Annotated in this window: 24 protein-coding genes, 1 pseudogene and 1 riboswitch; of the genes and pseudogenes, 8 read left to right on the top strand and 17 right to left on the bottom strand. The window is 71.0% G+C overall.

Translation table 11 applies throughout. The features are described from left to right. Positions 1-562, top strand: a pseudogene (locus tag ACFSCV_RS02670) (apolipoprotein A-IV repeat region-like domain-containing protein); the annotation flags it as partial. An 82-nt stretch (positions 563-644) separates the two neighbouring features. Here ACFSCV_RS02670 and ACFSCV_RS02675 read toward each other — a convergent pair. The 6 genes from ACFSCV_RS02675 to ACFSCV_RS02700 form a co-directional block, all read right to left on the bottom strand. After that, positions 645-1,136: a DUF6644 family protein gene (locus ACFSCV_RS02675; protein ID WP_378796762.1), complete on the bottom strand. Its 492-nt coding sequence runs from the start codon at positions 1,134-1,136 to the stop codon at positions 645-647. Positions 1,137-1,149: 13 nt separating this feature from the next. After that, entirely contained in the window at positions 1,150-1,497 is a 348-nt protein-coding gene (locus tag ACFSCV_RS02680; RefSeq protein ID WP_378796764.1) for a DUF6152 family protein, read from the bottom strand. Positions 1,498-1,600: 103 nt separating this feature from the next. Further along, a complete protein-coding gene (locus ACFSCV_RS02685; protein WP_378796766.1) occupies positions 1,601-2,212 on the bottom strand; it encodes an ABC-type transport auxiliary lipoprotein family protein in 612 nt (203 codons plus the stop codon). Between the two features lie 35 nt (positions 2,213-2,247). Continuing rightward, positions 2,248-3,831 carry an MlaD family protein gene (locus tag ACFSCV_RS02690; RefSeq protein WP_378796768.1) on the bottom strand — a complete coding sequence of 528 codons (1,584 nt, stop codon included), beginning with the start codon at positions 3,829-3,831 and terminating at the stop codon, positions 2,248-2,250. Positions 3,832-3,858: 27 nt separating this feature from the next. After that, entirely contained in the window at positions 3,859-4,674 is an 816-nt protein-coding gene (locus tag ACFSCV_RS02695) for an ABC transporter ATP-binding protein (RefSeq protein ID WP_378796770.1), read from the bottom strand. Between the two features lie 2 nt (positions 4,675-4,676). Beyond that, complete coding sequence (locus ACFSCV_RS02700) at positions 4,677-5,825, bottom strand: MlaE family ABC transporter permease (RefSeq protein WP_378797458.1); 1,149 nt, start codon at positions 5,823-5,825, stop codon at positions 4,677-4,679. Positions 5,826-5,929: 104 nt separating this feature from the next. Between ACFSCV_RS02700 and dgcN the strand changes: the two genes are divergently transcribed. From dgcN to ACFSCV_RS02715, 3 genes are all read left to right on the top strand, one after another. Continuing rightward, entirely contained in the window at positions 5,930-6,937 is a 1,008-nt protein-coding gene (gene dgcN / locus ACFSCV_RS02705) for an N-acetyltransferase DgcN (protein ID WP_378796772.1), read from the top strand. A gap of 22 nt (positions 6,938-6,959) precedes the next feature. Continuing rightward, positions 6,960-7,949 carry an N-acetyl-D-Glu racemase DgcA gene (gene dgcA, locus ACFSCV_RS02710; RefSeq protein WP_378796774.1) on the top strand — a complete coding sequence of 330 codons (990 nt, stop codon included), beginning with the start codon at positions 6,960-6,962 and terminating at the stop codon, positions 7,947-7,949. A gap of 115 nt (positions 7,950-8,064) precedes the next feature. Further along, positions 8,065-8,790 (top strand): hypothetical protein, encoded by a 726-nt coding sequence (locus ACFSCV_RS02715; protein WP_378796776.1) that lies wholly within the window; start codon positions 8,065-8,067, stop codon positions 8,788-8,790. Positions 8,791-8,811: 21 nt separating this feature from the next. On the opposite strand, the gene ACFSCV_RS02720 is transcribed toward ACFSCV_RS02715, so the two are convergent. Then, on the bottom strand, positions 8,812-9,843 hold the full coding sequence (locus tag ACFSCV_RS02720) for a glycosyltransferase family 4 protein (protein WP_378796778.1): 1,032 nt from the start codon (positions 9,841-9,843) through the stop codon (positions 8,812-8,814). Positions 9,844-9,884: 41 nt separating this feature from the next. Next, complete coding sequence (locus ACFSCV_RS02725; RefSeq protein ID WP_378796780.1) at positions 9,885-10,703, bottom strand: UDP-2,3-diacylglucosamine diphosphatase; 819 nt, start codon at positions 10,701-10,703, stop codon at positions 9,885-9,887. A 239-nt stretch (positions 10,704-10,942) separates the two neighbouring features. Between ACFSCV_RS02725 and ACFSCV_RS02730 the strand changes: the two genes are divergently transcribed. The 3 genes from ACFSCV_RS02730 (at position 10,943) to ACFSCV_RS02740 (ending at position 13,489) form a co-directional block, all read left to right on the top strand. Next, a complete protein-coding gene (locus ACFSCV_RS02730; protein ID WP_378796782.1) occupies positions 10,943-11,425 on the top strand; it encodes a DUF2852 domain-containing protein in 483 nt (160 codons plus the stop codon). 201 nt (positions 11,426-11,626) lie between these two features. Next, positions 11,627-12,643, top strand: coding sequence for a hypothetical protein (locus ACFSCV_RS02735; RefSeq protein ID WP_378796784.1), 1,017 nt, complete (start codon positions 11,627-11,629; stop codon positions 12,641-12,643). 66 nt (positions 12,644-12,709) lie between these two features. Beyond that, positions 12,710-13,489: an SDR family oxidoreductase gene (locus tag ACFSCV_RS02740; protein WP_378796785.1), complete on the top strand. Its 780-nt coding sequence runs from the start codon at positions 12,710-12,712 to the stop codon at positions 13,487-13,489. Positions 13,490-13,567: 78 nt separating this feature from the next. Here the strand turns inward: ACFSCV_RS02740 and ACFSCV_RS02745 are convergent, their stop codons facing one another. Continuing rightward, positions 13,568-14,956 carry an OmpP1/FadL family transporter gene (locus ACFSCV_RS02745; RefSeq protein ID WP_378796787.1) on the bottom strand — a complete coding sequence of 463 codons (1,389 nt, stop codon included), beginning with the start codon at positions 14,954-14,956 and terminating at the stop codon, positions 13,568-13,570. Between the two features lie 275 nt (positions 14,957-15,231). On the opposite strand from ACFSCV_RS02745, the gene ACFSCV_RS02750 reads away from it, so the two are divergent. After that, positions 15,232-16,080 (top strand): fumarylacetoacetate hydrolase family protein, encoded by an 849-nt coding sequence (locus ACFSCV_RS02750; protein WP_378796789.1) that lies wholly within the window; start codon positions 15,232-15,234, stop codon positions 16,078-16,080. 129 nt (positions 16,081-16,209) lie between these two features. Here ACFSCV_RS02750 and gcvP read toward each other — a convergent pair whose 3' ends face one another. The 8 genes from gcvP to ACFSCV_RS02790 form a co-directional block, all read right to left on the bottom strand. Continuing rightward, positions 16,210-19,074, bottom strand: a complete 2,865-nt coding sequence (gcvP, locus tag ACFSCV_RS02755; RefSeq protein ID WP_378796791.1) for an aminomethyl-transferring glycine dehydrogenase — start codon at positions 19,072-19,074, stop codon at positions 16,210-16,212. Between the two features lie 5 nt (positions 19,075-19,079). Continuing rightward, the gene (gene gcvH / locus ACFSCV_RS02760; protein WP_378796792.1) at positions 19,080-19,442 is read right to left on the bottom strand and encodes a glycine cleavage system protein GcvH; all 363 of its coding nucleotides are present in this window, start codon (positions 19,440-19,442) and stop codon (positions 19,080-19,082) included. 27 nt (positions 19,443-19,469) lie between these two features. Continuing rightward, positions 19,470-20,672 carry a glycine cleavage system aminomethyltransferase GcvT gene (gene gcvT, locus ACFSCV_RS02765; RefSeq protein WP_378796794.1) on the bottom strand — a complete coding sequence of 401 codons (1,203 nt, stop codon included), beginning with the start codon at positions 20,670-20,672 and terminating at the stop codon, positions 19,470-19,472. A 54-nt stretch (positions 20,673-20,726) separates the two neighbouring features. Further along, positions 20,727-20,840: riboswitch (glycine riboswitch) on the bottom strand. Positions 20,841-21,000: 160 nt separating this feature from the next. Further along, a complete protein-coding gene (locus tag ACFSCV_RS02770; RefSeq protein WP_378796795.1) occupies positions 21,001-21,609 on the bottom strand; it encodes a helix-turn-helix domain-containing protein in 609 nt (202 codons plus the stop codon). Positions 21,610-21,698: 89 nt separating this feature from the next. After that, positions 21,699-22,517, bottom strand: coding sequence for a bifunctional hydroxymethylpyrimidine kinase/phosphomethylpyrimidine kinase (gene thiD, locus ACFSCV_RS02775; protein ID WP_378796797.1), 819 nt, complete (start codon positions 22,515-22,517; stop codon positions 21,699-21,701). Further along, positions 22,514-23,818 (bottom strand): metalloprotease, encoded by a 1,305-nt coding sequence (locus ACFSCV_RS02780; protein ID WP_378796799.1) that lies wholly within the window; start codon positions 23,816-23,818, stop codon positions 22,514-22,516. The genes thiD and ACFSCV_RS02780 overlap by 4 nt, the downstream gene beginning before the upstream one ends. Before the next feature lie 80 nt (positions 23,819-23,898). Continuing rightward, complete coding sequence (locus ACFSCV_RS02785; protein ID WP_378796801.1) at positions 23,899-24,843, bottom strand: DMT family transporter; 945 nt, start codon at positions 24,841-24,843, stop codon at positions 23,899-23,901. A 104-nt stretch (positions 24,844-24,947) separates the two neighbouring features. Next, positions 24,948-25,449 (bottom strand): phosphatase PAP2 family protein (locus ACFSCV_RS02790; protein WP_378796803.1); only part of this gene is annotated, 502 nt, incomplete at its 5' end.

Here is a 25,449-nt window from a genome sequence, read left to right on the forward strand (position 1 = left end):
GGCCGCCCCTGTGGCGAAGCCCGCCCCGCAGGCCGCCCGGCCCCAGCCGACCGCGGCCGCGCCGAAGCCGGCCCCGGCCAAGCCGGCCGCGGCCGACGACAACGGAAGCTGGATCTCCGGCCTGCTCGCCCGCGCCTCGCGCGACGACGAGCCGGCGGCGCCCGCCGCCCGCAAGCCGGCCGCCCCGGCCGCGCCGCAGCGCTCGCCGCTGCACGCGATCGAGTCGCTCGACAGCCTGTCGGTGGACATCGCCCGGATGATCGACCATCAGGCCGTCGCGGACCTCTGGGACCGCTACCGCCGCGGCGAGCGCAACGTGTTCACGCGCCGGCTCTACACGCTGCAGGGCCAGCAGACCTTCGAGGAGATCCGGCGCAAGTACGGCAGCGAGCCGGAGTTCCGCGGCACGGTCGACCGCTACGTCACGGAGTTCGAGCGCCTGCTGGCCGAGATCGCCGAGGACGACCGCGACGGCATGCTGACCAACACCTACCTCACCTCGGAGACCGGCAAGGTCTACACCATGCTCTCGCACGCGGCCGGCAAGTTCGACCCGCGCTGACGCGGATCATCGGCCCGACGGAAACGAAGGCCCCGGAGCTCAGGCTCCGGGGCCTTCGCGCGTTTGGCGCGCCTTGCGCCCTTCAGACGTAGGCGATCAGCCGGCCGAGCGCGGCGACGCCGAGCCAGAGCCCGATCGACCCGAGCGCCTGCGCGCGGGCCCCGAGCGGGGGCCCCTGGTCCCAGACGGGGTAGCGCGACCGCCAGAGCGCGCGGAACGCAAACGCGTTGGCGAGCCCGAGCGCCGCGCCGGCGAGCTTCCAGAGCATCATGGGGTTCGAGGACAGCGCACGGGCGTCGGCCGCGAACAGCAGCGGCCCGCTGACGACCAGAAGCGCCAGCCCGACGCCTGCGAACGGCGTCAGCAGCCGCGCCGCGTCGTCGACCGCGACCGCTCGGCCGAGCCCGAGCAGGCGCAGGTCCAGCAGCAGGATCGGCCCGACCAGCAGCACGAGGCCGAGCAGATGGACGAGGTTCGCGAGCGGATAGGCGACCGCGGACTGCCGCATCGCCACGCCGACGCGGGAGGCTTCGAGCGCCGCCGCCCACAGCGGCGGGTCGGCGATCGGCTCCATCGGTCGAGACGCCTTAACGCAGCTCCACCGTCTTGCCGCCGGCGGTGATGCGCTCGGCGCGCAGCTCGGGCCGGCCGCGCGAGCTGGGGTAGCCTTCGACCTTGACGGTCTTGCCCGGCGCGATGTCGGCCTCGGCAAGGCCGCGCGCGTTCATGCGCGACGGCGGCGCCAGCACCACCTCCCATTTCGCGCCGTCGTGCTCCAGCGTGAGGTCGCCGTGGGGATTGCCGTAGGACGAACTCAGGACCGCGCCTTCGATCGTGATCGTCTTGTTGGAATCGTAGCTCGACCAGCCGTGGTGGGCGAGCGCGGGGGTCGCGACGATCGTGAAGACGACGGCGACGCGGGCGGCGACGTTCATGGGGCTCTCCTCCGAGGTTTCCCGGAGGGTGGCGCGCGTCAGCCCGGCGGCAAGCGGCGCGCGATCAGGCCTGCGTGAGCGCGCGTCCGGCCCGGCCGCCCGGTCAGAGCTGCTGGCCGGTCCAGCTCACGAGCCCCGTCAGCACCCGGCGCAGCGCCTGGTCGAGCGCGCGTGTCGCGGTCGGGCCGTCGACCGCGCCTGCGAGCGGCTGGCGGGCGACGAACACCTCGCCGGCGACGATCTTGCCGGTCTTGTCGTTGATGATCTTGGCGGTCAGCTCCACCACCGCCTCACCGGTCGCGGCGCGGATCTCGAAGGCGCGCAGCTCGGTCACGAGCTGGAAGTCCGGGGCGAGACGGTCGCCCGGACGGCCCACGCTCCTGAGCCGGGCGGCGTTCTCGTAGGATTCGATGATCCGCGCCTGCAGGAGCTTCGGCAGACGGTCGGACCATTGCGACTTCGGCAGGTAGGTGACCTGCCCCTCATTGGGCTTCACGACGATGCGCTGGCCGTCGATCACCGCCACCGCCACAGGCTCGGCCACCACCAGCACGCCGCGCTGGCCGCCGCCGCGCGGCAGGTCGGACGGCGCCGTCAGGTCGTAGGTCGCGTCCGGCGACCCCGCGAGCAGGCCCGCGCAGCCCGATAGGGTGAGCCCGAGCGCGGCGACGAGCGCCATACGGGCGGCGGCGGTCCTGAGGGACGAACGGGCCAAGGCTTTCTCCACGCTGTCTTGAGCTGCGGCGCGCATCATCGTCCACGGTACTCCGGCACGCCGTTTCCGCCGCCGCCGAACAGGAACTGGCGCGGGTTGCGCTCCAGGCTCCGGAGCGTGCGCTCCAGCTCGCCGAGCGTGCGCCGGCCGTCGGCCGCGAAGCCCTGCAGGTCGCGCACGCCGGAGCTCGACAGCTTGTTGATGCTCGACGTGATGTCGGCGGTGCGGCCGTCGAGGCGCTCGGCGAGGATGCGGATCGCCTCGCTGGTCTTCTGGAAGTCCGCGATCGCCCCTTGCGTCTGGTCGGAGCCGATGACGCGCTGGGCGTCGGCGATCACCGCGTCCAGCCGGTCGGCGGTGCCGGTCAGGCGCCCGGAGATCTGCTTGGCGTCGGCGACGATCTGATCCACGGTCTGGGCGTTGCGCCCGAGCGCCGCGGCGAAGGCTCCCACATTGTCGACCGTGGCGCGCACCTTCTCGCCGTCGATCGCGGAGAGGATGCGGTCGGCGCTCGCGACGGTGCGGTTGATGGTCTGACCGTCGATCGAGGTCGCGAGGCCCGTGAAGCCGTCGACCGCGCGGTTGATCTTCTCGGGATCGATCGCCGCGATCGTCCGGTCGGCGTTGCGCGCCGCGCTCTCGACCGAGTTCAGCGTGTTGGTCACCTTGGCCGGGTCGATCGAGTCGAGGATGGCGGCGAAGCGGTCGACGGAGGCCGACACCTTGGTCGAGTCGATCGAGGCGATCATGGTCTGAACGCCGGCCAGAATGCCGTCGACGCGGCCGCCCGAGGCGCGGAGCTGCTCGGTCAGCGCCGCCACGTCGCCGAGCGCCTTCTGCACCTGCGGGGCGCCGTCCTTCAGCGCCTGCGAGAAGGCGACGACGTTGCTCATGGTGGCGTCGACCTTCTTGACGTCGACCGCGCGCACGAGGTTCTGCACGTCCGTCGTCAGCGGCACCAGGTTCTCGGCCAGCGTGCCGATCTGGCGCGCGGCGATGCCGGTGTTCTGCATGAAGGACTTGAGGTCGTCGGAGTTCGCGGCGAGCGCGGCGGTGAACTGCTCCACGTTCTGCAGCGAGCGCTCGACCGAGCCGCGGCTGTTGCCGACGAGACCCTGAATGTCGGTGAAGGTGATCTGCGCCTTCTCGAGCACCGTGCGGGCGCCCTCGAGAATGTCCTGGAACGCGGAAGGCTCGGCCACGATCACCGGGGCGTTGTTGGGATCGCCCTCCTCGGTCGTGACGAGCGGGAAGGATTCCGCGGTCTGCGAGCCGCCGGTGAGCTGCACCACCGAGCCGCCGGTGAGGCCGGTGATCTCGAGCCGCGCCCGCGTGTCGCGACGGATCGGCGTGTTGGGGAAGACCTCGATGCGGGCTACCACCTTGGCGGGGTCCTGCGGATCGAAATTGAGGTTGGTGACGTCGCCGACGCGGATGCCATTGAACAGCACGCCGGAGCCGGGGGTCAGGCCCGAGACCGCGCCCTGGAACTGCACACGGTAGATCGCCCGCGCGCGCTGCTGGCCGGCCTCCGTGAACCACCAGATGAAAGCCGCGGCGCAGACGAGCACCAGGAGGGTGAAGCCGCCGACGAGAGCATGGTTGGCGCGGGTTTCCATGAGGGTCGCGTTCTCCTTCCGCGCGGCTCAGGCCGCCGTCGCGCCGATGCCCGCGGCGCGGGCGCGTTCGCCACGAAAATACTGCTGCATCCACGGATCGTCGTTACGGACCATCTCCGACATCGGACCAACCGCCAGCGCCTTGCCGCCCTTGAGCGCGGCGATGCGGTCGCAGGCGGTGGTCAGGCTGTCGAGGTCGTGGGTCACCATGTAGACGGTCAGGCCGAGCGAATCCTTCAGCGTCATGATCAGCTTGTCGAAATCGGCGGCGCCGATCGGGTCGAGGCCCGCGGTCGGCTCGTCGAGGAACACGATGTCGGGATCGAGAGCGAGCGCGCGGGCGAGCGCGGCGCGCTTGATCATGCCGCCCGACAGCTCGGACGGGTAACGCTCGGCGGCTTCGGGCTTGAGCCCGACCAGATCGATCTTCAGCCGCGCGATCTCGTCGAGCAGTTTGGGGCCGAGCGAGGTGTGTTCGCGCAGCGGCATCTGGATGTTCTGCAGCACGGTCTGCGACGAGAACAGCGCGCCCTGCTGGAACAGCACCCCCCAGCGCCGCTCCACGGCGAGCCGCTCGCGCGGGCCGGCCTCGTCGAGGTCGACGCCGAGGACCTCCACGGTGCCGGAGCGCTTCGGCAGCAGCCCGATGATGGCGCGCAGCGTCACCGACTTGCCGGCGCCGGACGGGCCGACGACGCCGAGGATCTCGCCCTTGCGCACGTCGAGGTCGAAGCCGTCGATGACGTTGCGGTCGCCGAACCCCACGACGAGGTCGCGCACGCGGATGACGAGCTCGTGGCCGTCGTCCGACATCAGCGGCTTGGCGGCTGGGCTACCGGCCATCGTCAGATCCCCATCGACGCGAACAGCATCGCGAAAATGCCGTCGAGCACGATCACGATGAAGATCGCCTTCACCACCGACGAGGTGGTGCGGGCTCCGAGGGATTCGGCCGACCCCTCCACTTTCGCGCCTTCCGTGCAGGCGATCAAACCGATCACGACCGCCATGAAGGGCGCCTTCACGATGCCGACCATGAAGGTCTGGAAGGTGATGGCGTCCTTCAGCCGCTGCAGGAAGGTGACCGGCGTGATGTCGCCATAGACCCAGGCGACCAGGCCGCCGCCGAGCAGCGCGGCCATCGAGGCGATGAACGCCAGCAGCGGCAGCGCGATCACCAGCGCCACGAGGCGCGGCATGGCGAGGATCTCGATCGGGTCGAGGCCCATGGTCTTCAGGGCGTCGATCTCCTCGCGCATCTTCATGGAGCCGATCTCGGCGGTGAAGGCGGAGCCCGACCGGCCCGCCACCATGATGGCGGTCAGCAGCACGCCGAGCTCGCGCAGCACGAGGATGCCGAGCAGGTCGACCACGAACAGGGTCGCGCCGAAGTTCTTGAGCTGGAAGATCGACTGCTGGGCGACGATCGCGCCCACGAGGAACGAGATCAGCGCGATGATCGGCACCGCATGCAGGCCGACGCGCTCGAGATGCACCACGGTCGAGGTGTAGCGGAAGCGCCAGGGCGCGATCAGCAGCCGCGCGGTCGCCATCACCACCGCGCCGAGGAAGGCGAGGCCCATCGCGATGTCGTCGCGGATGCTGAAGATGGCGTCGCCGAAATTGGCGAGCAGGGCGAACAGGGGATTCTCGCGGCGCTTCGCAGGCGGCTCGTTCTTGCCGCGCTCGTCGAGCGCCTGGAGCAGGCGTTCGTGCTGCGGCTTCGCGCCGTGGGTCTCGGCCCGGGCGCCGGCCGCCTCGCCCGCGGCGCGCAGCCGGCCGAGCAGGATGGCGCCCACGGTGTCGAGACGGTCGAGGCGCGACAGATCGAGGGCGACGGTCTTGCCGCGCGCGCCCGATATGTCGAGACGGTCGATGCGCTCCGACAGAGCTTCGCCGGTCTCGGCTGTCCACGGACCAAGCGGCGTCAGCACGAGACCTTCATCGAAGGTTTCGACTGTGAGGTCGGCCTTGGCTGCGTCCTGCACTTGGATTGCCGGAGGCTCCTCTGGTGTGCGCCTTGCCGCGCCACCCCCCTCGCCCGTATTACTCAGGCTCACGAGCGGCTGTCGAGCGACGGCGACGAGAGGAGCGGGTATTGGAGATCGCGAAGCCCTACCTGTTGTTTTTGGGGGACGCTCCCGACGCTCTGGCCGCCAAGACGGCGGCCGGCGTGGTCGACTGGCGGCGCGACTGGTGCGTCGGCCAGCTGCGGCTCCCCGGCTGCAAGGCGGATGTGGGCCTGCCCGAGACCGACGTTGCGGAAGCCGTGGCGCGGGGCGCGAAGACCCTCGTGATCGGCGTCGTGAACGCGGGCGGCGTGCTGCCGGAGCACTGGCTGGACCAGATCGTGCTGGCGCTCGAATCGGGGCTCGACGTGGCGAGCGGGCTGCACGGCCGTCTCGCCGACACGCCGCGGATCGCCGAGGCCGCGAAGGCGAACGGCCGCCTGCTGCACGACGTCCGCCACTCTCGCGAAAAGTTCGCGACCGGCAAGGGCTCGAAGCGGCCCGGCCTGCGCCTGCTCACCGTCGGCACCGACTGTTCCGTCGGCAAGAAATACGCGGCGCTGGCGCTCGAGGCCGAGATGCGCGCCCGCGGGCTCGACGCCGACTTCCGCGCCACCGGCCAGACCGGCGTGCTGATCGCCGGCCGCGGCGTCGCGGTCGACGCGGTGGTGGCGGACTTCATCTCGGGGGCGGCGGAGTGGCTGACGCCCGCCGCCGATCCCGCCCACTGGGACGTGGTCGAGGGCCAGGGCTCGCTGTTCCATCCCTCCTTCGCGGGCGTGACGCTCGGCCTGTTGCACGGCTCCCAGCCCGACGCCTTCGTGGTCTGCCACGAGCCGACCCGCACGACGATGCGTGGCGTCGCGACGCCGCTGCCCACCATCGGCCAGGTGATCGAGGCGACGGTCGCCAGCGGCCGGCTGACCAATCCGACGATCCGCTGCGTCGGGATCGCGGTCAACACCGCCGCGCTGGACGAGGCCGCCGCACGGGCGGAGCTCGACCGGACCGTGGCCGCCCACGGCCTGCCGGCGAGCGACCCGGTGCGCTTCGGCGTCGGCCCGATCGTCGACCGCCTCGTGGCGGAGTTTTCGTGAACGCGACCGCCGACGAAATCCCATGCCGCCGGTCCTGACCGCACGGATCGAGCGCTGGCCGATCGCCGGCGCCTTCACCATCGCGCGCGGCTCGGTGACGGAGGTCGTCACCGTGGTCGCCGAGATCGTCGACGGCCCGCACCGCGGCCGCGGCGAATGCCGGCCCTATGCGCGCTATGACGAGACGCCGGAGGGCGTGAAGGCCGAGATCGACCGGCTCGCCGGCGCGGTCGCGGACGGGCTCGACCGCGCCGCGCTGCAGGGCGCGCTCCACGCCGGCGCCGCGCGCAACGCGCTCGACTGCGCGCTCTGGGACCTCGAGGCGAAGCGCCGCGGCGTCACCGTCGCGGCGCTCGCGGGCCTTCCGGAGCCGGAGCCGCTCGTCACCGCCTACACGCTCAGCCTCGGCGCGCCGGAAGCGATGCGCGCGGCGGCGGCGAAGGCCGCGTCCCGGCCGCTGCTCAAGGTCAAGCTCGGCGGGGCCGACGAGCTCGATCCGGCGCGCATCGCGGCCGTGCGCGCCGGCGCGCCGGACTCCGAGCTGATCGTCGACGCCAACGAGGGCTGGACCGGCGCGGCGCTCGCCCGCAACCTCGCCGCCTGCGCCGAGGCCCGCGTGACGCTGGTGGAGCAGCCCCTGCCCGCAGCGGACGACGCCGCGCTTGGGCGGATCGCTCGTCCGATTCCGGTCTGCGCCGACGAGAGCGCCCATGACCGCACGAGCCTCAAGGCCCTGATCGGGCGCTACGACGCGATCAACATCAAGCTCGACAAGACCGGCGGCCTGACCGAGGCGCTGCTGCTGGCGGAGGAGTCCCGCGCCGCCGGGCTCGTCGTCATGGTCGGCTGCATGCTGGCCTCCTCGCTCGCCATGGCGCCGGCGACGCTGGTGGCGCAAGGCGCGGCGGTGGTCGACCTCGACGGGCCGCTGCTGCTCGCGCGCGACCGGGAGCACGGCATCGTCTATGACGGCAGCACGATGTCGCCGCCCTCGCCCGCGCTCTGGGGATGATCCGGCGGGCGGCGCTCAAGCCTCTGTCATCGCCCGCGATTCGCACGTAGTTTGAGGCGAAGCGTCTCGTCCGCCGCGGCGGTCACGGCGCGAACCGCGCGCCGTCCGGGATTTCATGTCCTCGCCTCCCCAGCTCTCGCTCGAAGACTACGAGGCGATCGCGTCCGCCGTGATGGAGACGGAGCGCGGGCGCTGGTTCCTGAGCGAGTTCGCCCGCCGCAACCGCGCCGCCGACACCGCCCAGATCCTTCATGCGCTCGAGGCGCTGGAGAAGCGCGTCACCGCCGCGCCGGCGCAGGCTGTTCCGGCGGCGCAAGGCTTGTCCGACGCCGCGCCCTCCCCGCCGCTCGACGGGCTGGCCGAAGCCGCGGGCGCCGTCCGCGCCGCGCTGACCGCGCCGAAGCCGCCGGAGCGCCGGGTCGAGCTCGCGCTCGCCCGGCTCGCCGCGCTGGAGCGGATCGTCGTCGACGGCCTGCGCGCGACCGGCGGACAGCCGGCGCCCGTGGCGGTCGCCGCGCCGCGGCTTGCGGCGCAGAGGCCGACGACGTTCGAGCAGCGGCTCGCGATCGAACGGCTGGAGGTCACGCCGCCGATCGACGAGGCGCCGACCCTGGTCGCCGAGCGCTCGGCGGTCGAGGCGGCGCTTGACGACCTGACCGCGCGGGCTCCGCTTCCCGCCGCCGTCCCGGCTCCCATGCTGCGGGCGCCTTCGAAGCCGGCGGGCGCCGGGCATGCGCCAGCGCGCCGCGCTCTCGAGCCTGCGCCTGCGAAGCCTGAGCCCCGCGTCGAACCGCTGCTCGACAGCCTGACGGACGCAGAGAAAGCGCTGCTGTTCGCCTGAGCGGAAAAGAGCGCGTGCGGCTCAGGCCGCCCGGTCGGGCGTCGTCTCGGCGATCACCTGGCGGATGTTGTCGACGAACATCTTGGTCGCCTCGCGCCAGCCATGGCTCAGCGCCAGCGCGCGCGCCTTCTCCCGAGGCACGTCGAGGGCGGCGATCGCCGCCTTCCGCAGGTCGGCGTCGAGCACGCCCGCGCCGCTGCCTTCAAGAATGTCGACCGGGCCGGTCACCGGAAACGCCGCGACCGGGACGCCCGAGGCCAGCGCCTCCAGCACGACGATCCCGAACGTGTCGGTCCGGCTCGGGAACACGAACACGTCGGACGAGGCGTAGGCCTTGGCCAGCCCCTCGCCTTCGAGCGTGCCGGTGAAATGCGCGTCCGGAAAGGACGCCTCCAGCTCCGCGCGCTGGGGGCCGTCGCCCACCACCACCTTCGTCCCCGGCAGGTCGAGCGACAGGAAGCCCTCCACGTTCTTCTCCGGAGCGATGCGGCCCACATAGAGGAAGATCGGCTTGGGCAGATGATCGAAGGCGCGCGCGGTCGGATCGGGCCTGAAGCGGTCCGCGTCGACGCCGCGGCTCCAGTGCATCAGCCGCAGGAAGCCGCGCTCCGCGAGCTCCTTCCGGAGCGAGGGCGTCGCGACCATGATTCCGGCGCCGGCGTTATGGAAGCGCCGCAGCCCCGCATAGGTCCAGCGCTCCGGAATCGGCGCGCGGCGGCGCAGATATTCGGGGAACCGGGTGTGGTAGCTGGTCGTGAACGGGCGCCCCTGCCGGATGCAGGCGCGGCGCGCCGCGAGCCCGAGCGGCCCTTCCGTCGAGACGTGGACATGGTCGGCGTTGGACGCGTCGATCATCTTGGCGACCGCGCCGGCGCGCGCGAGCGACAGCCTGATCTCGGGATAGGTCGGCATCGGCAGGGTGCGAAAACGGTCGGGCGCCAGCAGCTCGATCTCGACCCCGAAGGACGGCGCGTGCTCCATCAGATGCTCGATGGTCCGCACCACGCCGTTGACTTGAGGACGCCACGCGTCGGTGACGACGAGAACACGCATATGCCTTCCCAGCGCGATGACCGCGCCTTTCCAGCGCGGTCTCATGCGGCGGCCCGCACGCCCACGGAGGCGGGCTCCGCGCTCGGGGAGGCCTGCCGTCCGGCGCGCACGGCGTCCGCCCACCGGATCAGCTCGAGCCGGCCATCGTAGTTTTCCGCGACGGCCGTGCAGCTTTCAACCCAATCTCCCGTGTTCACATAGGCGACGCCGCCCATGTCGCGGATCACGGCGTGGTGGATGTGGCCGCAGATGACCCCGTCCACCTCCTGCTTGCGCGCTTCCGCCGACAGCGTCTCCTCGAACTGGCCGATGAAGTTGACCGCGTTCTTGACCTTGAGCTTGGCCCAGGCCGACAGCGACCAGTAGGGAAAGCCCAGACGCCGCCGCACGTGGTTGACGTGGGTGTTGACCATCAGAGCGGTCTCGTAGGCCCAGTCGCCCAGCAGCGCGAGCCAGCGCGCGTGCCGCACCACCACGTCGAAGAAATCGCCGTGGATCACGAGGTAGCGCTTGCCGTCGGCGCTTTCGTGGACCGCGGTCTCGACCACCTCGATGCCGCCGAAATGCGAGCCGTAGTAGCTGCGCAGGAACTCGTCGTGATTGCCCGGCAGGTAGAGGATCCGGGCGCCCTTGCGCGCCTTGCGCAGCAGCTTCTGCACGACGTCGTTGTGGGACTGCGGCCAGTACCAGCTCTGCTTCAGCCGCCAGCCGTCGACGATGTCGCCGACGAGATAGATCGTGTCGGCGTCGTGGACGCGCAGGAAGTCCAGCAGCAGGTCCGCCTGGCAACCTTTCGTTCCGAGATGGACGTCGGAGATGAAAAGCGCGCGAAACCTGCGGGTTTCATCATGATCGGACAAAGTCGACCCTCCGCGTCATCGCTTCTACAGCGGCATAAGCGGGATTCGTCTCACGCGTATGACGCGCATGACCCGGAGCCGCGGCGTCATCCGGACATGGCGTCGCGCCGCCGGGTTTCCAGCGGACCCGCGCCGGCGCCCTTGAACGCGAAACGGTCGATCTCCACCTCAAACGTCAGCAGAATACCCCCGGCGGGCTCCCCCGCTCCGCCGGCCCGTCGCTCCAGGAGACCGCTGAGATGACTTCGAACCCCTACGCCGACGATGCGGCCGCCGCCGTGATTCCGGGCGTGCCCCATCGCTGGACGGCGCTGACCATCGCGCTGACCGCGATCGGCTTCATCGTATTCTGGCCGCTCGGCCTCGCGATGGTGGTCTATGTCGTGTGGGGCGAGCGGATCGCCGCCTGGGCGAAGAGCCCAGCGAATCCACTGAAGGCGGGCGGTCCCTTCGCCAACGCCCGCCGCGCCGCCGAGGATTTCGGCCGCAACGTGCGGGGCGAGTTCGGCGGCGGCTTCGGCCGCAGGACCGCGACCGGCAACGCCGCCTTCGACGCCTGGCGCGAGGCGGAGCTTCGCCGGCTCAACGAGGAGCGCGCCAGGCTCGACGAGACCACCGCCGCCTTCGAGGCGCATCTGCGCGCCGAGCGCGGCGGGCAGGACGACGCGCGCCAGCGTGAGGAGTTCGAGCGCTTCATGCGGGAGCGCGGCGCGCGCTACTGATCGCGGCCTCTCAGACACACTCCTAAGGAACGCCCCGGCCCTGGTCCGGGGCGTTTTCATATGCCGCCGGCTCTGCGACCATCCGCCTGAGACCGCCCCGGCGCCGCGCGTCGACACCGTTCGCCGCCGCCCACATACTGCGCCTCGTTCGCGACCCTTTTCTCCGGAGAACGAGGGGCGCCCCTCCATGACGCCGGCGGCATGATCACGACCGATTGCCCACCCTCGCTGTCCGGCCGCATTCGGCTGCGGGACGCCGCCCGGACGAACGTGCCCCTCCGAGGCAAGGCCGCCTATTTCAGCCTGATGAGAAGCCGCGGCGTCCACCACCTCTACTATCGTGGTGGCGGCGGCTCGCACTCCTTCACGCTCCACCGCAAGAGCGTCGACGGCGTGACCTTCGGGAAGGCTCGCGAAATCCTGTCGGCGAGCTACGCCTGCCACAACCTCTACGTCTTCGAGGACGGCGGCCGCGTGCGCGCGATCGGCGGACAGTTCCATCCGGGCGGCGCGTTCCCGCACGCCGACGGGCTGCACCAGTTCGACATGCCCCGCCACGGCCTGATGAAGGACGGACCGCTGATCGTCACACCGAGCCATGACGGCTTCGTCGACGCGACCGTGCTCTGGGGCAAGGAATCGGAGTTCGACGGCCATCTGAGCTGCGTCCCGCTCGACGGGACCGGGCGCCGCGCGCTGTTCCTGCGGGCGAACCCCGAGCGCGGCGTCCGCAGGGTCCAGTTCGCCGTGTCCGAACCGACGCGGGAGACCGACGGTCCGCTGCTCTTCGGCCGCTTCGAGCCTGTCCGCATCGACGACGCCGGCCTCCCGCCGGGTGACTACTATTATCCCGCGGTGTCCCGCGTCGACGACCGGCTGATCGGCTTCTTCCCGTTCTTCACCGCCGACTACTGCAGCATACGCGTGCTGTCGTCACGGGACGGCCGCGACTGGTCGGCGATCGACGACCTGTTTCCCTCGACGCCTTGGCGCAACGAACTGGGCGACCCGAAGAACAGCCATCACCCCGTCAACGGCGTGATCGACGAGGGCGATCACGTGCTGTTCTACGTCCACCACAACTATTACCGGCTCGGCGGCGCGAGCGCTCCGTTTCTGACGCGCTACGCCATCGACAAGTCGGATCTCGCGCAGGGCGCCGTCCGGATGTCCGCCGACGGCGTAAACGCCGGTTGCGACGCCGCCGCATCGGTTTAAATGCCGCTCACGGCCGCGAGGCCGGGCCCGGCCATCCGCGGCAGGGCGCGTCAGGGAGCCTTTCGCATGGATCTTGGAATTTCAGGCCGCACCGCCGTCGTCTGCGCCTCGAGCAAGGGGCTTGGCCGCGCCTGCGCGGAGGCGCTCGCGGCCGAAGGCTGCCGCGTGGTCATCAACGGCCGCGACGCCGAGCGGCTGGAGCGGACGGCGGCGGAGATCCGCGAGACGACCGGGGCCGAGGTGATCGCGGTCGTCGGCGACGTGGCGACGCCGGAGGGCCAAGCCGCCCTGCTCGCGGCCGCGCCGACCCCCGACATCCTGGTCAACAACAACGCCGGGCCGCCCCGGAGGGATTTCCGCGAGATCGACCGGGACGCCATGCTGAAGGGCGTGGTCGCCAACATGGTGACGCCGATCGAGCTGATCCAGCAGGTGATCGACGGCATGGCGGAGCGCGGCTTCGGCCGCATCGTCAACATCACCTCGGCCTCGGTGAAGGCGCCGATCGTCGGGCTGGACCTGTCGAGCGGGGCGCGCGCCGGCCTGACGGCCTTCCTCGCGGGGGTGGCGCGCACGGTCGCGCACCGCAACGTCACCATCAACGCGATCCTGCCGGGCATGTTCGACACCGACCGCCTGCGCGGAGGCTTTCCCGCGGAGGCGAAACTGCGCGGAATCACGCCTGAGGAGGTCGCCGAGGAGCGGCGGCAGGGCAATCCGTCGAAGCGCTTCGGCTCGCCGGCGGAGTTCGGCCAGGCCTGCGCGTTCCTCTGCTCGGCGCAGGCCGGCTACATCACCGGCCAGAACCTGCTGATCGACGGCGGCGGTTTCCCCGCCGCGTTCTGACGCTTCGAAGCGCCGGAAAAAGCAGCGGGGCCGGCCTCCCCCGAGACCGGCCCCGCCGTCACGCCCCCCGCCGTGAGCTTAGTACTTGGTGACGAGCGCCGGGGCCGCGTCGCCGCCGAACTTGTAGCGGACGGCCGCCGAGACGATGTGCACGTCCGATTCCGACTTGGCGTTGAAGCCGTCGGCGACGCCCGGAATGACCACCGGGATCCCGGCCGGGAACTCCTCGTTGATCTTCGACTTGCCCGGCACGAACACGTAGGAGTAGCCGAGGTCGAAGCCGAGGCGGTCGCTGTAGGCGTAGCTCGCGCCGGCGGAGAGCCACCAGCGGTCGTCGTCCGGCAGCCGGACGGTGCGGTTCTTGTTGTTGATCGGCGACCACTCGTAGGCGACGCCGGCGCGCAGCGTCAGCTCTTCGTTGTAGGCGTATTCGCCGCCGATCGAGGCGAAGTAGCCGTCGTTGTAGTTGAACGGAAGCTCCGTCACCAAGCCGCCGCCGTTGCGGGCCTTGACGTCGAAGCTCTTGAACTTGCTCCAGTTCGTCCACTCGAAGCCGGCGAGGAAGGTGAACTGGTCGGTGACGCGCTGGCGCAGGCCGATGGTGGCGCTGTCCGGGAGGCCGATGTCGGCCTTGATCCGCTGGGTGGCCACGCCGCCGCCGGCGGCCGGCGGAATCTCCGCCCGCAGCTTGCCCTTCAGGTTGTGGCTGACGCGGGAGCGATAGCCGACGCCGATCTCGGTGCCCTCGACCGGCTTCAGGATGGCGCCGGCGGTGAAGCCGAAGCCGATGTCGTCGCCCGACAGCTTGGTCGAGGCCGCGCCCGGCAGGAACGGCAGCGCCGCCCCCGGCAGGCCGCCCGGCACCGGCGTCGCCTGCCTGAGCTTGATGTCGAAATACTGCACCTGGACGCCGACGCCGACCGACAGCCAGTCGTTGACGATGTAGCCGACCGTCGGCGTGGCGTTGACCGAGAGCACCTTGGAGGAGCGGGCGAGGTACTGGCCGGCCCAGTTGTTGCGCGGGTCTGTGACGAGGCCGAAGGGCGTGTTGACCGAGAGGCCGACCGCGATCCGGTCGGTTAGCCGGTAGGCGTTGTAGCCCGCGGCGAGCAGCGCGCCCTGTCCGATGTTTCCGCCGTTCCCGGTTTCGCCGAGCCCGCCGGTGAACCGACCAATGGTGTCCTTTGTGCTCTGGCTGACATCGACATCCGACGTCGGGAACACGCCGCTGACGTGCTGCTCGCCCTGGAAATGGACGACCTGGTTCACCACCGCGGGGTTCCAGAACATGCCTGAGATCGAATCGCCGCCGCCGGCGGCCATGCCGGCGAAGGACATGCCCTGCCCGACGGTGCTTTGTTCGCGCAGGGCGAAGGCCCCGGCGAAGGCGGGGCCGGCCGCGCACGCGACGGCCGCCGTCGCCGCTAGCAGAACGGAACGGCGTCTGACGATGGTCGACTGGGACATGCTGTTTTTTCCACCCGGATGACAGCCGACCCTACGGAAGGACCGGTCGTTGCTCGCCACCTGTCGTCGGCGGCGCTTCGACGAAGCCTGCTTGCTCAGTGATCGACGTACAACCATACCTTCGTGATTTCGCCGTCCCTCAGACGCGGTTTCGCCGCATGCGTGTCGGCGGCGTCACACGGACTGCGCGGCGGGGGTCGCCAAACCGCGCCCCGCCGCGCTACCCGTGCTTTCCGGACCCGGCGGAGCGGCGCCGAAACCTGAGGAGTGACCAGATGAGGCTCGTGCGATTCGGACCCGCAGGCGGGGAGCGGCCCGGCCTGCTCGACGGCGCCGGCGCGATACGGGACCTCGGCGGCGTAGTCGACGACATCTCGGGCGCGACGCTGACCGCGGCCGGCCTCGCGCGGCTGAGGGCGATCGATCCCGAAAGCCTTCCGCTCGCGCCGGCGGACGCACGCATCGGCGCCTGCGTCGGGCACGTCGGGCATTTCGTAGCGGTCGGGCTCAACTTCGAGGATCACGCCCGCGAGGCGGGCCTCGAAATCCCTTCGGAGCCGATCCTGTTCAGCAAGGCGCCGAACTGCATCGTCGGCCCGAACGACGACATCATCCTTCCGAAGCACCACAAGAAGGTGGACTGGGAGGTCGAGATCGCCTTCGTCATCGGCGACCGCGCCGAGCATGTGGCGCCGGCGGACGCGCTCGGCCATGTCGCCGGCGTCTGCATCTGCAACGACGTCTCCGAGCGGCATTTCCAGATCGAGCGCGGCGGCCAGTGGATGAAGGGCAAGGGCAGCCCGACCTTCGGTCCGCTCGGCCCCTGGCTGGTGACGCTGGACGAGATCCCGGACGTGGACGATCTCGGCATGTGGCTCGACGTGAACGGCGAGCGCCGCCAGACCGGCTCGACCGCGACGATGATCTTCAACATCGCCCACCTCGTCTCCTACATCAGCTCCTTCATGGTGCTCGATCCCGGCGACGTGGTGACGACCGGCACCCCGCCCGGCGTCGGCATGGGCATGAAGCCGCCGCAGTACCTGAAGGCCGGCGACGTGGTGACCCTCGGGATCGACCGCCTCGGCGAACAGCGCCAGACGGTCGTCTCCTATCCGGGCTGATCCCGGCGGCGTCCGGTTGATCAGAGCGGAGGAGCGCCGCCCTGCCCGCGCGTCGTCCTCCAGACTGACCGGGCATGGATGGTCCGCCGGACCAAGACGTTCCAGCCCGAACGGAGAGAACTCGGAGGCCTACTCCGCCGCCGCGGCGTAGGCTTCCGGCGGCGGGCAGGAGCACATCAGGTTGCGGTCGCCATAGGCGTTGTCGACGCGGTTCACCGGCGGCCAGTACTTGTCCATGCCGCGCGAGCCTGCGGGAAAGCAGGCGGCCTCGCGTCCGTAGGGACGCTCCCACGGGCCGATCAGGTCCTGCACCGTGTGCGGCGCGTTCTTGAGCGGGTTGTTCGCCCGGTCGCTCCGCCCCTCCTCGATCGCGCGGATCTCCTCGCGGATGCCGAGCATGGCGTCGCAGAAGCGGTCGATCTCGGCCTTGGTCTCGGATTCGGTCGGCTCGATCATCAGCGTGCCGGCGACCGGCCAGCTCATGGTCGGCGGATGGAATCCGCAGTCGATCAGCCGCTTGGCGACGTCGTCCACGGTCACGCCGGCGCTCTTCTGGAACGGGCGGACGTCGACGATGCACTCGTGGGCCACCCGCCCGCCGGTCCCCGAATAGAGGATCGGATAGGCCCCGCCGAGACGCGCCGCGATGTAGTTGGCGTTGAGGATCGCGACGCGGGTCGCCTCGGTCAGGCCGCGGCCGCCCATCATCAGGCAGTAGCTCCATGAGATCGGCAGGATCGACGCCGAGCCGAAGGCGGCCGCCGACACCGCGCCCTCCTCGCCCGCCTCCGGCCGGCCTGGCAGGAAGGGGATCAGGTGCGCCTTGACGCCGATCGGCCCCATGCCGGGGCCGCCGCCGCCGTGCGGGATGCAGAAGGTCTTGTGCAGGTTGAGATGGCTGACGTCGGCGCCGACGTCGCCCGGCCGGGCGAGGCCGACCAGCGCGTTCATGTTGGCGCCGTCGAGATAGACTTGGCCGCCATGGCGGTGGACGATGTCGCAGATCTCGCGGACCCGCGCCTCGAACACGCCGTGGGTCGAGGGATAGGTGATCATGCAGGCTGCGAGCCGATCGGCGTAAGTCTCCGCCTTACGGCGGAAATCCTCTACATCGATATCGCCGTTCGCCTGCGCGCCGACCACGACCACCGTCATGCCGCACATCTGCGCGGAGGCTGGGTTGGTGCCGTGCGCCGAGGACGGAATCAGGCAGACGTCGCGCCGGCCGTCGCCGCGCGACAGGTGGTAGCGCCGGATCGCGAGCAGCCCAGCGTATTCGCCCTGCGCGCCGGAGTTCGGCTGCATCGAGATGGCGTCGTAGCCGGTGATGTCGCAGAGCTTTCGCGACAGGTCGCCGATCAGTTCGGCGTAGCCCTGCGCCTGGTCGGCCGGCGCGTGGGGGTGCATGTCGGCGAACTCCGGCCACGAGATCGGCAGCATCTCGGCGGTGGCGTTCAGCTTCATGGTGCAAGAGCCGAGCGGGATCATCGCCCGGTCGAGCGCGAGGTCGCGGTCGGCGAGGCGGCGCATGTAGCGCGTCATCTCGCTCTCGGCCCGGTTCATGTGGAAGATCGGATGGGTCAGGAACGCCGAGCGGCGGAGCAGCGCCTCCGGCAGCCGGCTTTCCGGCCAGGAGTCCAGGTCGACCTTGCGGTCGATCCCGAACGCCCGCCACGCCGCCTCGATGACGTGCTCGCGCGTGCGTTCGTCGACGCTCATGCCGATGCGGTCGGAGCCGACCTTGCGCAGGTTCACGCCGTTCTCGACAGCGCGGGTCAGGATCAGCTCCTGGAAGGTGCCGACCTTCACGGTGATGGTGTCGAAGAACGTCTTCGGCTCGACCTCGAAGCCCGCCGCCTCCAGCCCCTCCGCGAGCCGGACGGCGTCGCGGTGGACGCGGGCCGCGATGCCGTTCAGCCCCTCCGGCCCGTGGAACACGGCGTACATGGAGGCGATCACCGCGAGCAGCACCTGGCTGGTGCAGATGTTCGAGGTCGCCTTCTCGCGGCGGATGTGCTGCTCGCGGGTCTGGAGCGCGAGGCGGTAGGCCGGACGGCCCTTCGCGTCCACCGACACGCCGACGATGCGGCCCGGCAACAGGCGCTTGTGGGCGTCGCGCGTCGCCATGTAGGCGGCGTGCGGGCCGCCGAAGCCCATCGGCACGCCGTAGCGCTGCATGGAGCCGATGGCGATGTCGGCGCCCATCTCGCCGGGCGGCGTGAGCAGGGTCAGCGCCAGCGGATCGGCCGCGACGACGGCGATCGCGCCGGCGGCCTTGAGCGCGGCCATGGGACCGGAGAGGTCGTGGATCGCGCCGTCGACGCCCGGATACTGGAACAGCGCCCCGAACACGGCCTCGGGGTCGAGATCGGCGAATGGGTCGCCGACGACCACCGTCCAGCCGAGCGGCTCGGCGCGGGTCTTCAGCACTGCGATGGTCTGCGGCAGGCAATCCCGGTCGACGAAGAACGCCGCGCGGTCGCCGCCCGCGATCCGCTTCGCCATGGCCATCGCCTCGGCCGCCGCGGTCGCCTCGTCGAGCAGGGAGGCGTTGGCGACGTCGAGCCCGGTGAGATCGCAGACCAGCGTCTGGAAGTTCAGCAGCGCCTCGAGCCGGCCCTGGCTGATCTCGGGCTGGTAGGGCGAATAGGCGGTGTACCAGGCCGGATTCTCGAAGATGTTCCTCTGGATCGCCGGCGGCATCGTCGTGCCGTAGTAGCCCTGCCCGATCATCGAGGCGAGCGGGCGGTTGCGGTTCGCGACCTCGCGCATGCGCTCGATGACGCGGCGCTCGCTGAAGGGCTTGCCGAAGTCGAGCGGCGCGGCCGCGCGGATGTCGGCCGGAAGCGTCTCGTCCATCAGGGCGTCGAGCGAGCGTGCGCCGACCGCCTCGAGCATCTCCGCGATCTCGGCCGGGGTGGGGCCGATGTGCCGGCGGTTGGCGAAGTCGTAAGGGTCGTAGCGCCGGTCGGCGTTCCGCGGAGCGTCGGACATGGCGGTCACTTCGCGAGCGCGGCGTAGGCCGCCTCGTCCATCAGGGACTCAAAAGCGGCCGGGTCTGCGAGCCGGATGCGGTAGAGCCAGCCCGCCCCTTCCGGATCGGCGCTGATGACGGTCGGGTCGGCGACCACGGCGTCGTTGACCTCGGTCACCTCGCCGTCGACCGGGGCGTAGACGTCGGAGGCCGCCTTCACGGACTCCACGACCGCCGCGGCCTCCGCCTTCTTCAGCGCGGCGCCGACCTTGGGCAGCTCGACGAACACGAGGTCGCCGAGCTGCTCGGCGGCGAAGCTCGTAATGCCCACGGTCGCGACGTCGCCGTCGAGGGCGAGCCATTCGTGGTCTTCGGTGAAACGCTTCATGGGACGCATCCTTGTCGACAGAGGGGCTCAGCCGCGCTTGAAGCGGGCGGGAACGAAGGGCAGCGGGACGACGATGACGGGAACGCGCTGGCCGCGGACCTCCGCGAACAGGCGGGCGCCGGGGGTGGCGCAGCCAGAGGGCGCATAGGCCATCGCGACGGGCGCGCCGACGCTCGGGCCGAAGCCGCCGGAGGTGACGACGCCGATCGGCTCGCCCCCGGCCTCGTCGGCGAACAGCGCGGCGCCAGTCCGCACCGGCTGCCGCCCTTCCGGACGGAGGCCGACGCGCAGGCGCGCCGGCCCCTGCCCGATCGCGCGCAGCACCTGCTCCGCGCCGGGAAAACCGCCCGCCCTCGCCCCGCCCGCGCGCCGGACCGGCGGGATCGACCAGACCAGCGCGGCCTCGGCCGGATCAACGTCCGGGCCGATGTCGGCGCCGTGCAGGCACAGCCCCGCCTCCAGCCGCAGGCTGTCTCGCGCCGCGAGCCCGACGGGCAGCACCGCCTCGTCGGCGAGCAGCGCCTCGGCGATCTCCTCGGCCCGATCCTCCGGCGTGGAAATCTCGAAGCCGTCCTCGCCGGTGTAGCCCGACCGGGACACGAGGCAGCGCGCGCCGAGCAGGTCGAGCTCCGCCACGTCCATGAAGCGCATCGCGGCGACCCCGGGCGCGAGGCGCCCGAGCGCGGTTTCCGCCGCCGGCCCCTGCAGCGCGAGCAGCGCCCGCGGCGACGCTTCGATCTCGACCATGTCCGGCAGCGTCGCCCGCAGGCGCGCCTCGTCTGCGGCCTTGTTGGCGGCGTTGACCACGAGCACGAACCGGTGGTCGAAGCGGGCGACCATAAGGTCGTCCAGGATGCCGCCGTCGTCCGCGGTGAGCAGCCCGTAGCGCTGGCGTCCGGGCTTCAGCCCGAGCGCGTCGGTCGGAATGGCCGCCTCGAGCGCCCGCGCCACGTCGTCGATCGTGGAGCCGGGGCGCGGCGACAGCGCGATCTGGCCCATGTGGGACACGTCGAACAGTCCCGCCGCCGCGCGCGCGTGCAGATGCTCCTTCAGCACGCCGGCGGGGTACTGGAGCGGCATCTCGTAGCCGGCGAACGGCGTCATCCGCGCGCCGAGGCGCAGGTGCAGCGCGTGCAGCGGCGTGCGCCGCAGAGCGCCGTCGGGGTCGGGAGAGGAGTTTGGAAGGTCGGCCGCGGCCGATGTTCCGCCAAAAGCGGGCGATGCGCTCATAAGGTAGCTCCGCGACAGGGTTACGCCCGGCGTCGCCCTGAGGCTGACGCCGACCGGCCCCCATCTGTCGCGGTTACCTGAGAGTTTCCCCCGCGCCCTCCTTACGGAAGGTCCGGGGTTTCTCCTTCGGTGGACGCCTCAAGGGCGCCTCTCTCCAGATCGTCCAACGATGCGGTAATGTGCCTGAGAGTTTCCGGGGGCGGTTGCTCCGTCGGCGCCATGGCTGACCTCAATCGATCGGCCTGGGCTCTCCCGCAGTCGTCTGAATGGACTAAAGTAGCGTGTCACGCTCCGCCGCGGCGCGCAAGGGGGCGCCCGGCGCGGCCGTTCAGGCCATCACGGCAGCCTTCATGATGCACACCATGGTGGCGCGCAGCGGGTCCGGGCCGGCGTTGCGGATCACGTGTGGGCGATCGCACCGGTAGCGCAGCGTCTCGCCCGCGCGCACGCGCTCCACATGGCCGGCGACCTCGATCTCGGCCTCTCCCGACAGCACCGACAGGCATTCGATCGAGCCGCGCTGGTGGGCGTCGGATTCGAGCGCTCCGCCGGGCTCCGCGGTCAGGTCGTACCACTGCAGCCACTCGACGGTCTTGATCCAGCCGATGATCGCGAGCCGGACCTTGCCGTCGTCGGAGACCAGCGCCGGCGTGTCAGCGCGCGACAGCTTCTCGATGAACGGCGCGTCCTCGCCCGCGGCCAGCACGCGCTCGATCGAAACGTCGAGCGCCTGGCTCAGCCGCCAGATGGTGGCGAGCGTGGGGTTGGTCTCGTTGCGCTCGATCTGGCTGATGATCGACTTGGCGACGCCAGACTGCTCCGCCAGTTCGGACAGCGACAGATTGTAGGCCTTGCGCAGCCGCTGGATGGTCTTGCCGAGCTGGCCGGAGACGATCAGCGCGCCGTTTTCGATCTCTGCGCGAACCCGCGGGGCCATGCGTGAAACATCCGTTTGACTCGCCGAACGATCGTTCGGCCTGACAAACGAGATGTATGCTGCGACGCAGCGGCGCGCAATCCGGCCCGTCAGCGGCGTTCGTCGGGCCACCAAGCATGGAAATGGTGGACCGGGCCGTGGCCGCTCCCGACGTCGAGCCGATCAGCCGCGTTCACCGCGGCGGTCAGGTAGGTCTTGGCGGCGGCCACCGCGTCCTTGAGCGGGAGCCCCTTCGCGAGGCCGGCCGCGATCGCCGACGACAGGGTGCAGCCGGTGCCGTGCGTGTTGCGGGTGGCGTGGCGGGGCGCGGCGAAGCGAGTCACCTCGCCGTCCTCACCGACAAGGATGTCGACGCTCTCGGCGCCCTCGCCGTGGCCGCCCTTCACCAGCACGGCGCGGACGCCGTGGGCCTTCAGCGCCCTCGCCTGCTCCGCCATGTCGCGCTCGTCGCGCGCCACTGGCCCGTCGAGCAGCACCGCCGCTTCCGGCAGGTTCGGCGTCAGCAGCTTCGCGAGCGGCGCGAGCCGCGACCTGAGCGTTGCGACCGCGTCGGCCGCGAGCAGCCGCGCCCCTGACGCCGCCACCATGACGGGATCGACCACCACCTTCGGCGCGCCGTGGCGGACGAGCGCGCCCGCGACCGCCTCGATCGAGACGCTTGTGGAGACCATGCCGATCTTGACCGCCCGCACGTCGAGATCGTCCATCACGGCGTCGATCTGGGCGGTGATCATCTCCGGCGGCACGTCGTGGATCGCGGTCACGCCGCGGGTGTTCTGGGCGGTGAGCGCGACCAGCGCCGACGCGCCGTAGACGCCGAGCGCCGAGAAGGTCTTGAGGTCGGCCTGGACGCCCGCCCCTCCGGATGAGTCGGAGCCCGCGATGGTCAGCGCGATCGGCGTCGTCATGCGTCCTGTCCTCGGAAGCTGTTAGGGACCACGGGCGGAATCCAGACCGTGTCCGACTCCGTCGCGAAACTCGGTCCATCCTCCAGAGCGCCGCCCGGACCGTCGAGCTGGAACGCCCAGAGCGCGAAGACGACGTGGAGCCCGATCAGGACGAGATAGGCCACGAACACCGCGACGCCGCCGCCGAGCGCGAGCGGGCGCGTCGCGCGGTTCGGCCCGGCCGCGCCCCACCACGCCCACACGCCGAGCGCGACCACGAACAGCAGGCCCGCGAGCCGATACCAGGCGGCGAGCGCCGCGCCCGCCAGCAGAAGCAGTCCGGAGGCGGCGTACCACACCTTGTCGCCGAACGGCCGCAGCAGCGACTGGACCACCCGTCCGCCGTCGAGCGGCGGGATCGGCGCGAGGTTCAACCCGTTCACGATCGCGAGGAAGCCGGCGAGCGAGGCCCAGAACGGATCGCCCATGAGGGCGTAGGGCGTCAGAACGACAGCGCTCGCGGCGAGGCCGAACACCGGCCCCATCAGGAAGATCTCAGCGGCCTCCGCCTCGGAGCGGAACATGCGCGAGCCGATCGCGACGCCGCCGAAGAACGGCACGAGGTAGAACCGCGCGGTCTCATGCCCGTGGCGCCGCATGGCCCAGACATGCCCGTACTCATGCGCGACCAGGGTGAACAGCAGACCGACGCCGACCCAGAAGCCCATCAGCCAGCCGAAGGAGGCGAGCGTGGCGGCGACGAGCGCGACCTGCCAGAGCGCGCCGACCGCGCGTGGCCGGACGCCGCGCGGCGCGCCGCCTTCCTGTTCGAGGCGCCGGCGCATCAGCCGCCAGCCGAACCACAGCATCCAGGGGTAGCTCAGCCGGGTGGCGAGGTTGCCTCCCGGCGCGCGCTCCACCCTCAGCTCGGACCGGACCTGCGTGCGGTCCGAGCCGAGCGCGCTCAGCCAGACTTCCTGCAGGATGCGGTCGCCGAACGGCGCGCTGTGGGCGGGCCGGATGCGGACCTCAGACATCAGATAGGCGCCCGGTTCGGCCTTCAGGACGCGGCTGCGCAGCTCGGCTCCGTTGGAATAGGCCACGAGCATGTCCTGATCCGCTTCCGACACCCAGACGCAGGACTGCACCATCGGCACCCAGTCCGCCTGACCCGGCCGGATGTCGTGCAGCCGCCACACCTTGTCCAGCGGCGCGTCGAAGGTGGTCGAGCCGACGTAGCGCTGCCGCTTGCGGTTCACCAGCAGCACGTAGAGCGCGATCACCGACGCGAGCGCCGCGAACACCAGCTCCGTCGCTCCCATCGCCTGCGCCCCTCCGCTCCAAGGCCCCCCCCCCCGATCCCATGGCTCATAGCGGAGCGGGCCTACGCCATAAAGGGGACTCAGGCGGCCGGCGGGGGCGGGCTCGCCTTGCGCACGCGGGCGCGCTTCACGCCAAGACGGCGCTCGCGCAGCACCACCGCGACGCTCGACGCTACCACAACGGCGCCGCCCGCGAGCGTCCACAGCGTCGGCAGGTCGCCGAAGGCGAGAAAGCCGATCGCGAGCGCCCACAGGATGGTGCTGTATTCGAACGGCGCGATCAGCGAGGCGTCGGCGTGCTGGTAGCTCTGCGTCAGGCAGATCTGCGCGACGCCGCCGACGAGGCCGGTGCCAAGCAGCAGCAGCGCGGTTTCGAGGTCCGGCCACACCCAGCCCTGCAGCGGAGCCGCCGCGAGCCCCATCAGCGCGGACCAGAGCGAGAAGTAGAACACGATGGCGCCGGTGCCCTCGGTCTGCGTCAAGCGGCGGATCTGGATCATGGCGGCGGCCGTCAGCACCGTCGCGGCGAGCGCGAAGGCCGCGCCCACGGCGGTCTCGTCCACGTCCGGCGAGCCGGTCAGCGCTCCTGCGAGAGCGCCCGAGGCGAGCTGCGGCCACAGCATGACCAGCACGCCGAGCAGGCCGACGCCGACCGCCGTCCAGCGATGGATATGGATCGTCTCCCGCAGCAGCACGGCCGCGAACACCACGGTGATCAGCGGCGAGGCGTAGCCGAGCGCGGTCGCGTCCGGCAGCGGAAGCCGCGCCAGCGCCGCGAACAGGCAGAACATGGAGCCGACGCCGATCACGCCGCGCAGGAGATGTCCGACCGGCCGCTCGGTCTTGAGCGCCTCCAGCGCCCCGCCGCGCCAGACCAGCCAGATGAGCAGCGGCGCGAGCGCGAAGAACGAGCGCGCGAACACCACCTGGCTCGTCGGGACATCGGTCCCGATCGCCCGGATGAAGGCCGCCATCACCGTGAACAGGAATGCGGAGAGAAGCTTGAAACCGACGCCGAGAAGCATGCGCCACGCGATCTATGGAACAGGCGGCGCACGAAAGCTCACGCCGCGGGCGGTGTACCATCCGCGCGGCGACGATCAAGCCGATCCTGCCGCATGGGCCGCATTCATCCCTGCTCTGGCGCGTCGCCCTTCGGCCTCAGCCGTCGGGCGACCGTCCAGCAGATCAGGGCCCAGCAGGCGCCGAGGCACCAGCCGGCCAGCACGTCGGTCGGGTAGTGCACGCCGAGATAGACCCGGCTGACGCCGATCGAGAGCGTCAGCAGCGCCGCGACCCCGAAGATGAAGCCGCGCACGCTGCGCCGGCTCTCGGTGCGGGCGAGCATCACGCCGAGCGTCAGGTAGGTGGCCGCCGACAGCATGGCGTGGCCGCTCGGAAAGCTCGCGGAGGCGACGTTGACGAGGTGGTCGACGAGGTCGGGCCGCGGCCGGGCGAAGCCGATCTTCAGCACGACGCTGAGCAACGTGCCGCCGACGATCGAGGCCGCCACCAGCGCGGCCGAGCCGCGCCGGCCGGAGATGACGAGATAGGTGAGCGTGACCACCGTCACCAGCGTCAGCACCGTCCAGCCGCCGAGGCTCGTCAGGTCGATCATCGCCACCTCGAGC

Origin of the sequence: Methylopila henanensis, assembly GCF_042681025.1 — a bacterium.
Lineage (GTDB): Bacteria > Pseudomonadota > Alphaproteobacteria > Rhizobiales > Methylopilaceae > Methylopila > Methylopila henanensis.

Bases quoted from the DNA above. Each gene is read 5' to 3' on its own strand.
- ACFSCV_RS02675 (WP_378796762.1), bottom strand. From the start codon at position 1,136: ATGGAGCCGATCGCCGACCCGCCGCTGTGGGCGGCGGCGCTCGAAGCC.
- ACFSCV_RS02680 (WP_378796764.1), bottom strand. From the start codon at position 1,497: ATGAACGTCGCCGCCCGCGTCGCCGTCGTCTTCACGATCGTCGCGACC.
- ACFSCV_RS02690 (WP_378796768.1), bottom strand. From the start codon at position 3,831: ATGGAAACCCGCGCCAACCATGCTCTCGTCGGCGGCTTCACCCTCCTG.
- ACFSCV_RS02695 (WP_378796770.1), bottom strand. From the start codon at position 4,674: ATGGCCGGTAGCCCAGCCGCCAAGCCGCTGATGTCGGACGACGGCCAC.
- dgcA (WP_378796774.1), top strand. From the start codon at position 6,960: ATGCCGCCGGTCCTGACCGCACGGATCGAGCGCTGGCCGATCGCCGGC.
- ACFSCV_RS02715 (WP_378796776.1), top strand. From the start codon at position 8,065: ATGTCCTCGCCTCCCCAGCTCTCGCTCGAAGACTACGAGGCGATCGCG.
- ACFSCV_RS02720 (WP_378796778.1), bottom strand. From the start codon at position 9,843: ATGCGTGTTCTCGTCGTCACCGACGCGTGGCGTCCTCAAGTCAACGGC.
- ACFSCV_RS02730 (WP_378796782.1), top strand. From the start codon at position 10,943: ATGACTTCGAACCCCTACGCCGACGATGCGGCCGCCGCCGTGATTCCG.
- ACFSCV_RS02735 (WP_378796784.1), top strand. From the start codon at position 11,627: ATGATCACGACCGATTGCCCACCCTCGCTGTCCGGCCGCATTCGGCTG.
- ACFSCV_RS02740 (WP_378796785.1), top strand. From the start codon at position 12,710: ATGGATCTTGGAATTTCAGGCCGCACCGCCGTCGTCTGCGCCTCGAGC.
- ACFSCV_RS02745 (WP_378796787.1), bottom strand. From the start codon at position 14,956: ATGTCCCAGTCGACCATCGTCAGACGCCGTTCCGTTCTGCTAGCGGCG.
- ACFSCV_RS02750 (WP_378796789.1), top strand. From the start codon at position 15,232: ATGAGGCTCGTGCGATTCGGACCCGCAGGCGGGGAGCGGCCCGGCCTG.
- gcvP (WP_378796791.1), bottom strand. From the start codon at position 19,074: ATGTCCGACGCTCCGCGGAACGCCGACCGGCGCTACGACCCTTACGAC.
- gcvH (WP_378796792.1), bottom strand. From the start codon at position 19,442: ATGAAGCGTTTCACCGAAGACCACGAATGGCTCGCCCTCGACGGCGAC.
- gcvT (WP_378796794.1), bottom strand. From the start codon at position 20,672: ATGAGCGCATCGCCCGCTTTTGGCGGAACATCGGCCGCGGCCGACCTT.
- ACFSCV_RS02770 (WP_378796795.1), bottom strand. From the start codon at position 21,609: ATGGCCCCGCGGGTTCGCGCAGAGATCGAAAACGGCGCGCTGATCGTC.
- thiD (WP_378796797.1), bottom strand. From the start codon at position 22,517: ATGACGACGCCGATCGCGCTGACCATCGCGGGCTCCGACTCATCCGGA.
- ACFSCV_RS02780 (WP_378796799.1), bottom strand. From the start codon at position 23,818: ATGGGAGCGACGGAGCTGGTGTTCGCGGCGCTCGCGTCGGTGATCGCG.
- ACFSCV_RS02785 (WP_378796801.1), bottom strand. From the start codon at position 24,843: ATGCTTCTCGGCGTCGGTTTCAAGCTTCTCTCCGCATTCCTGTTCACG.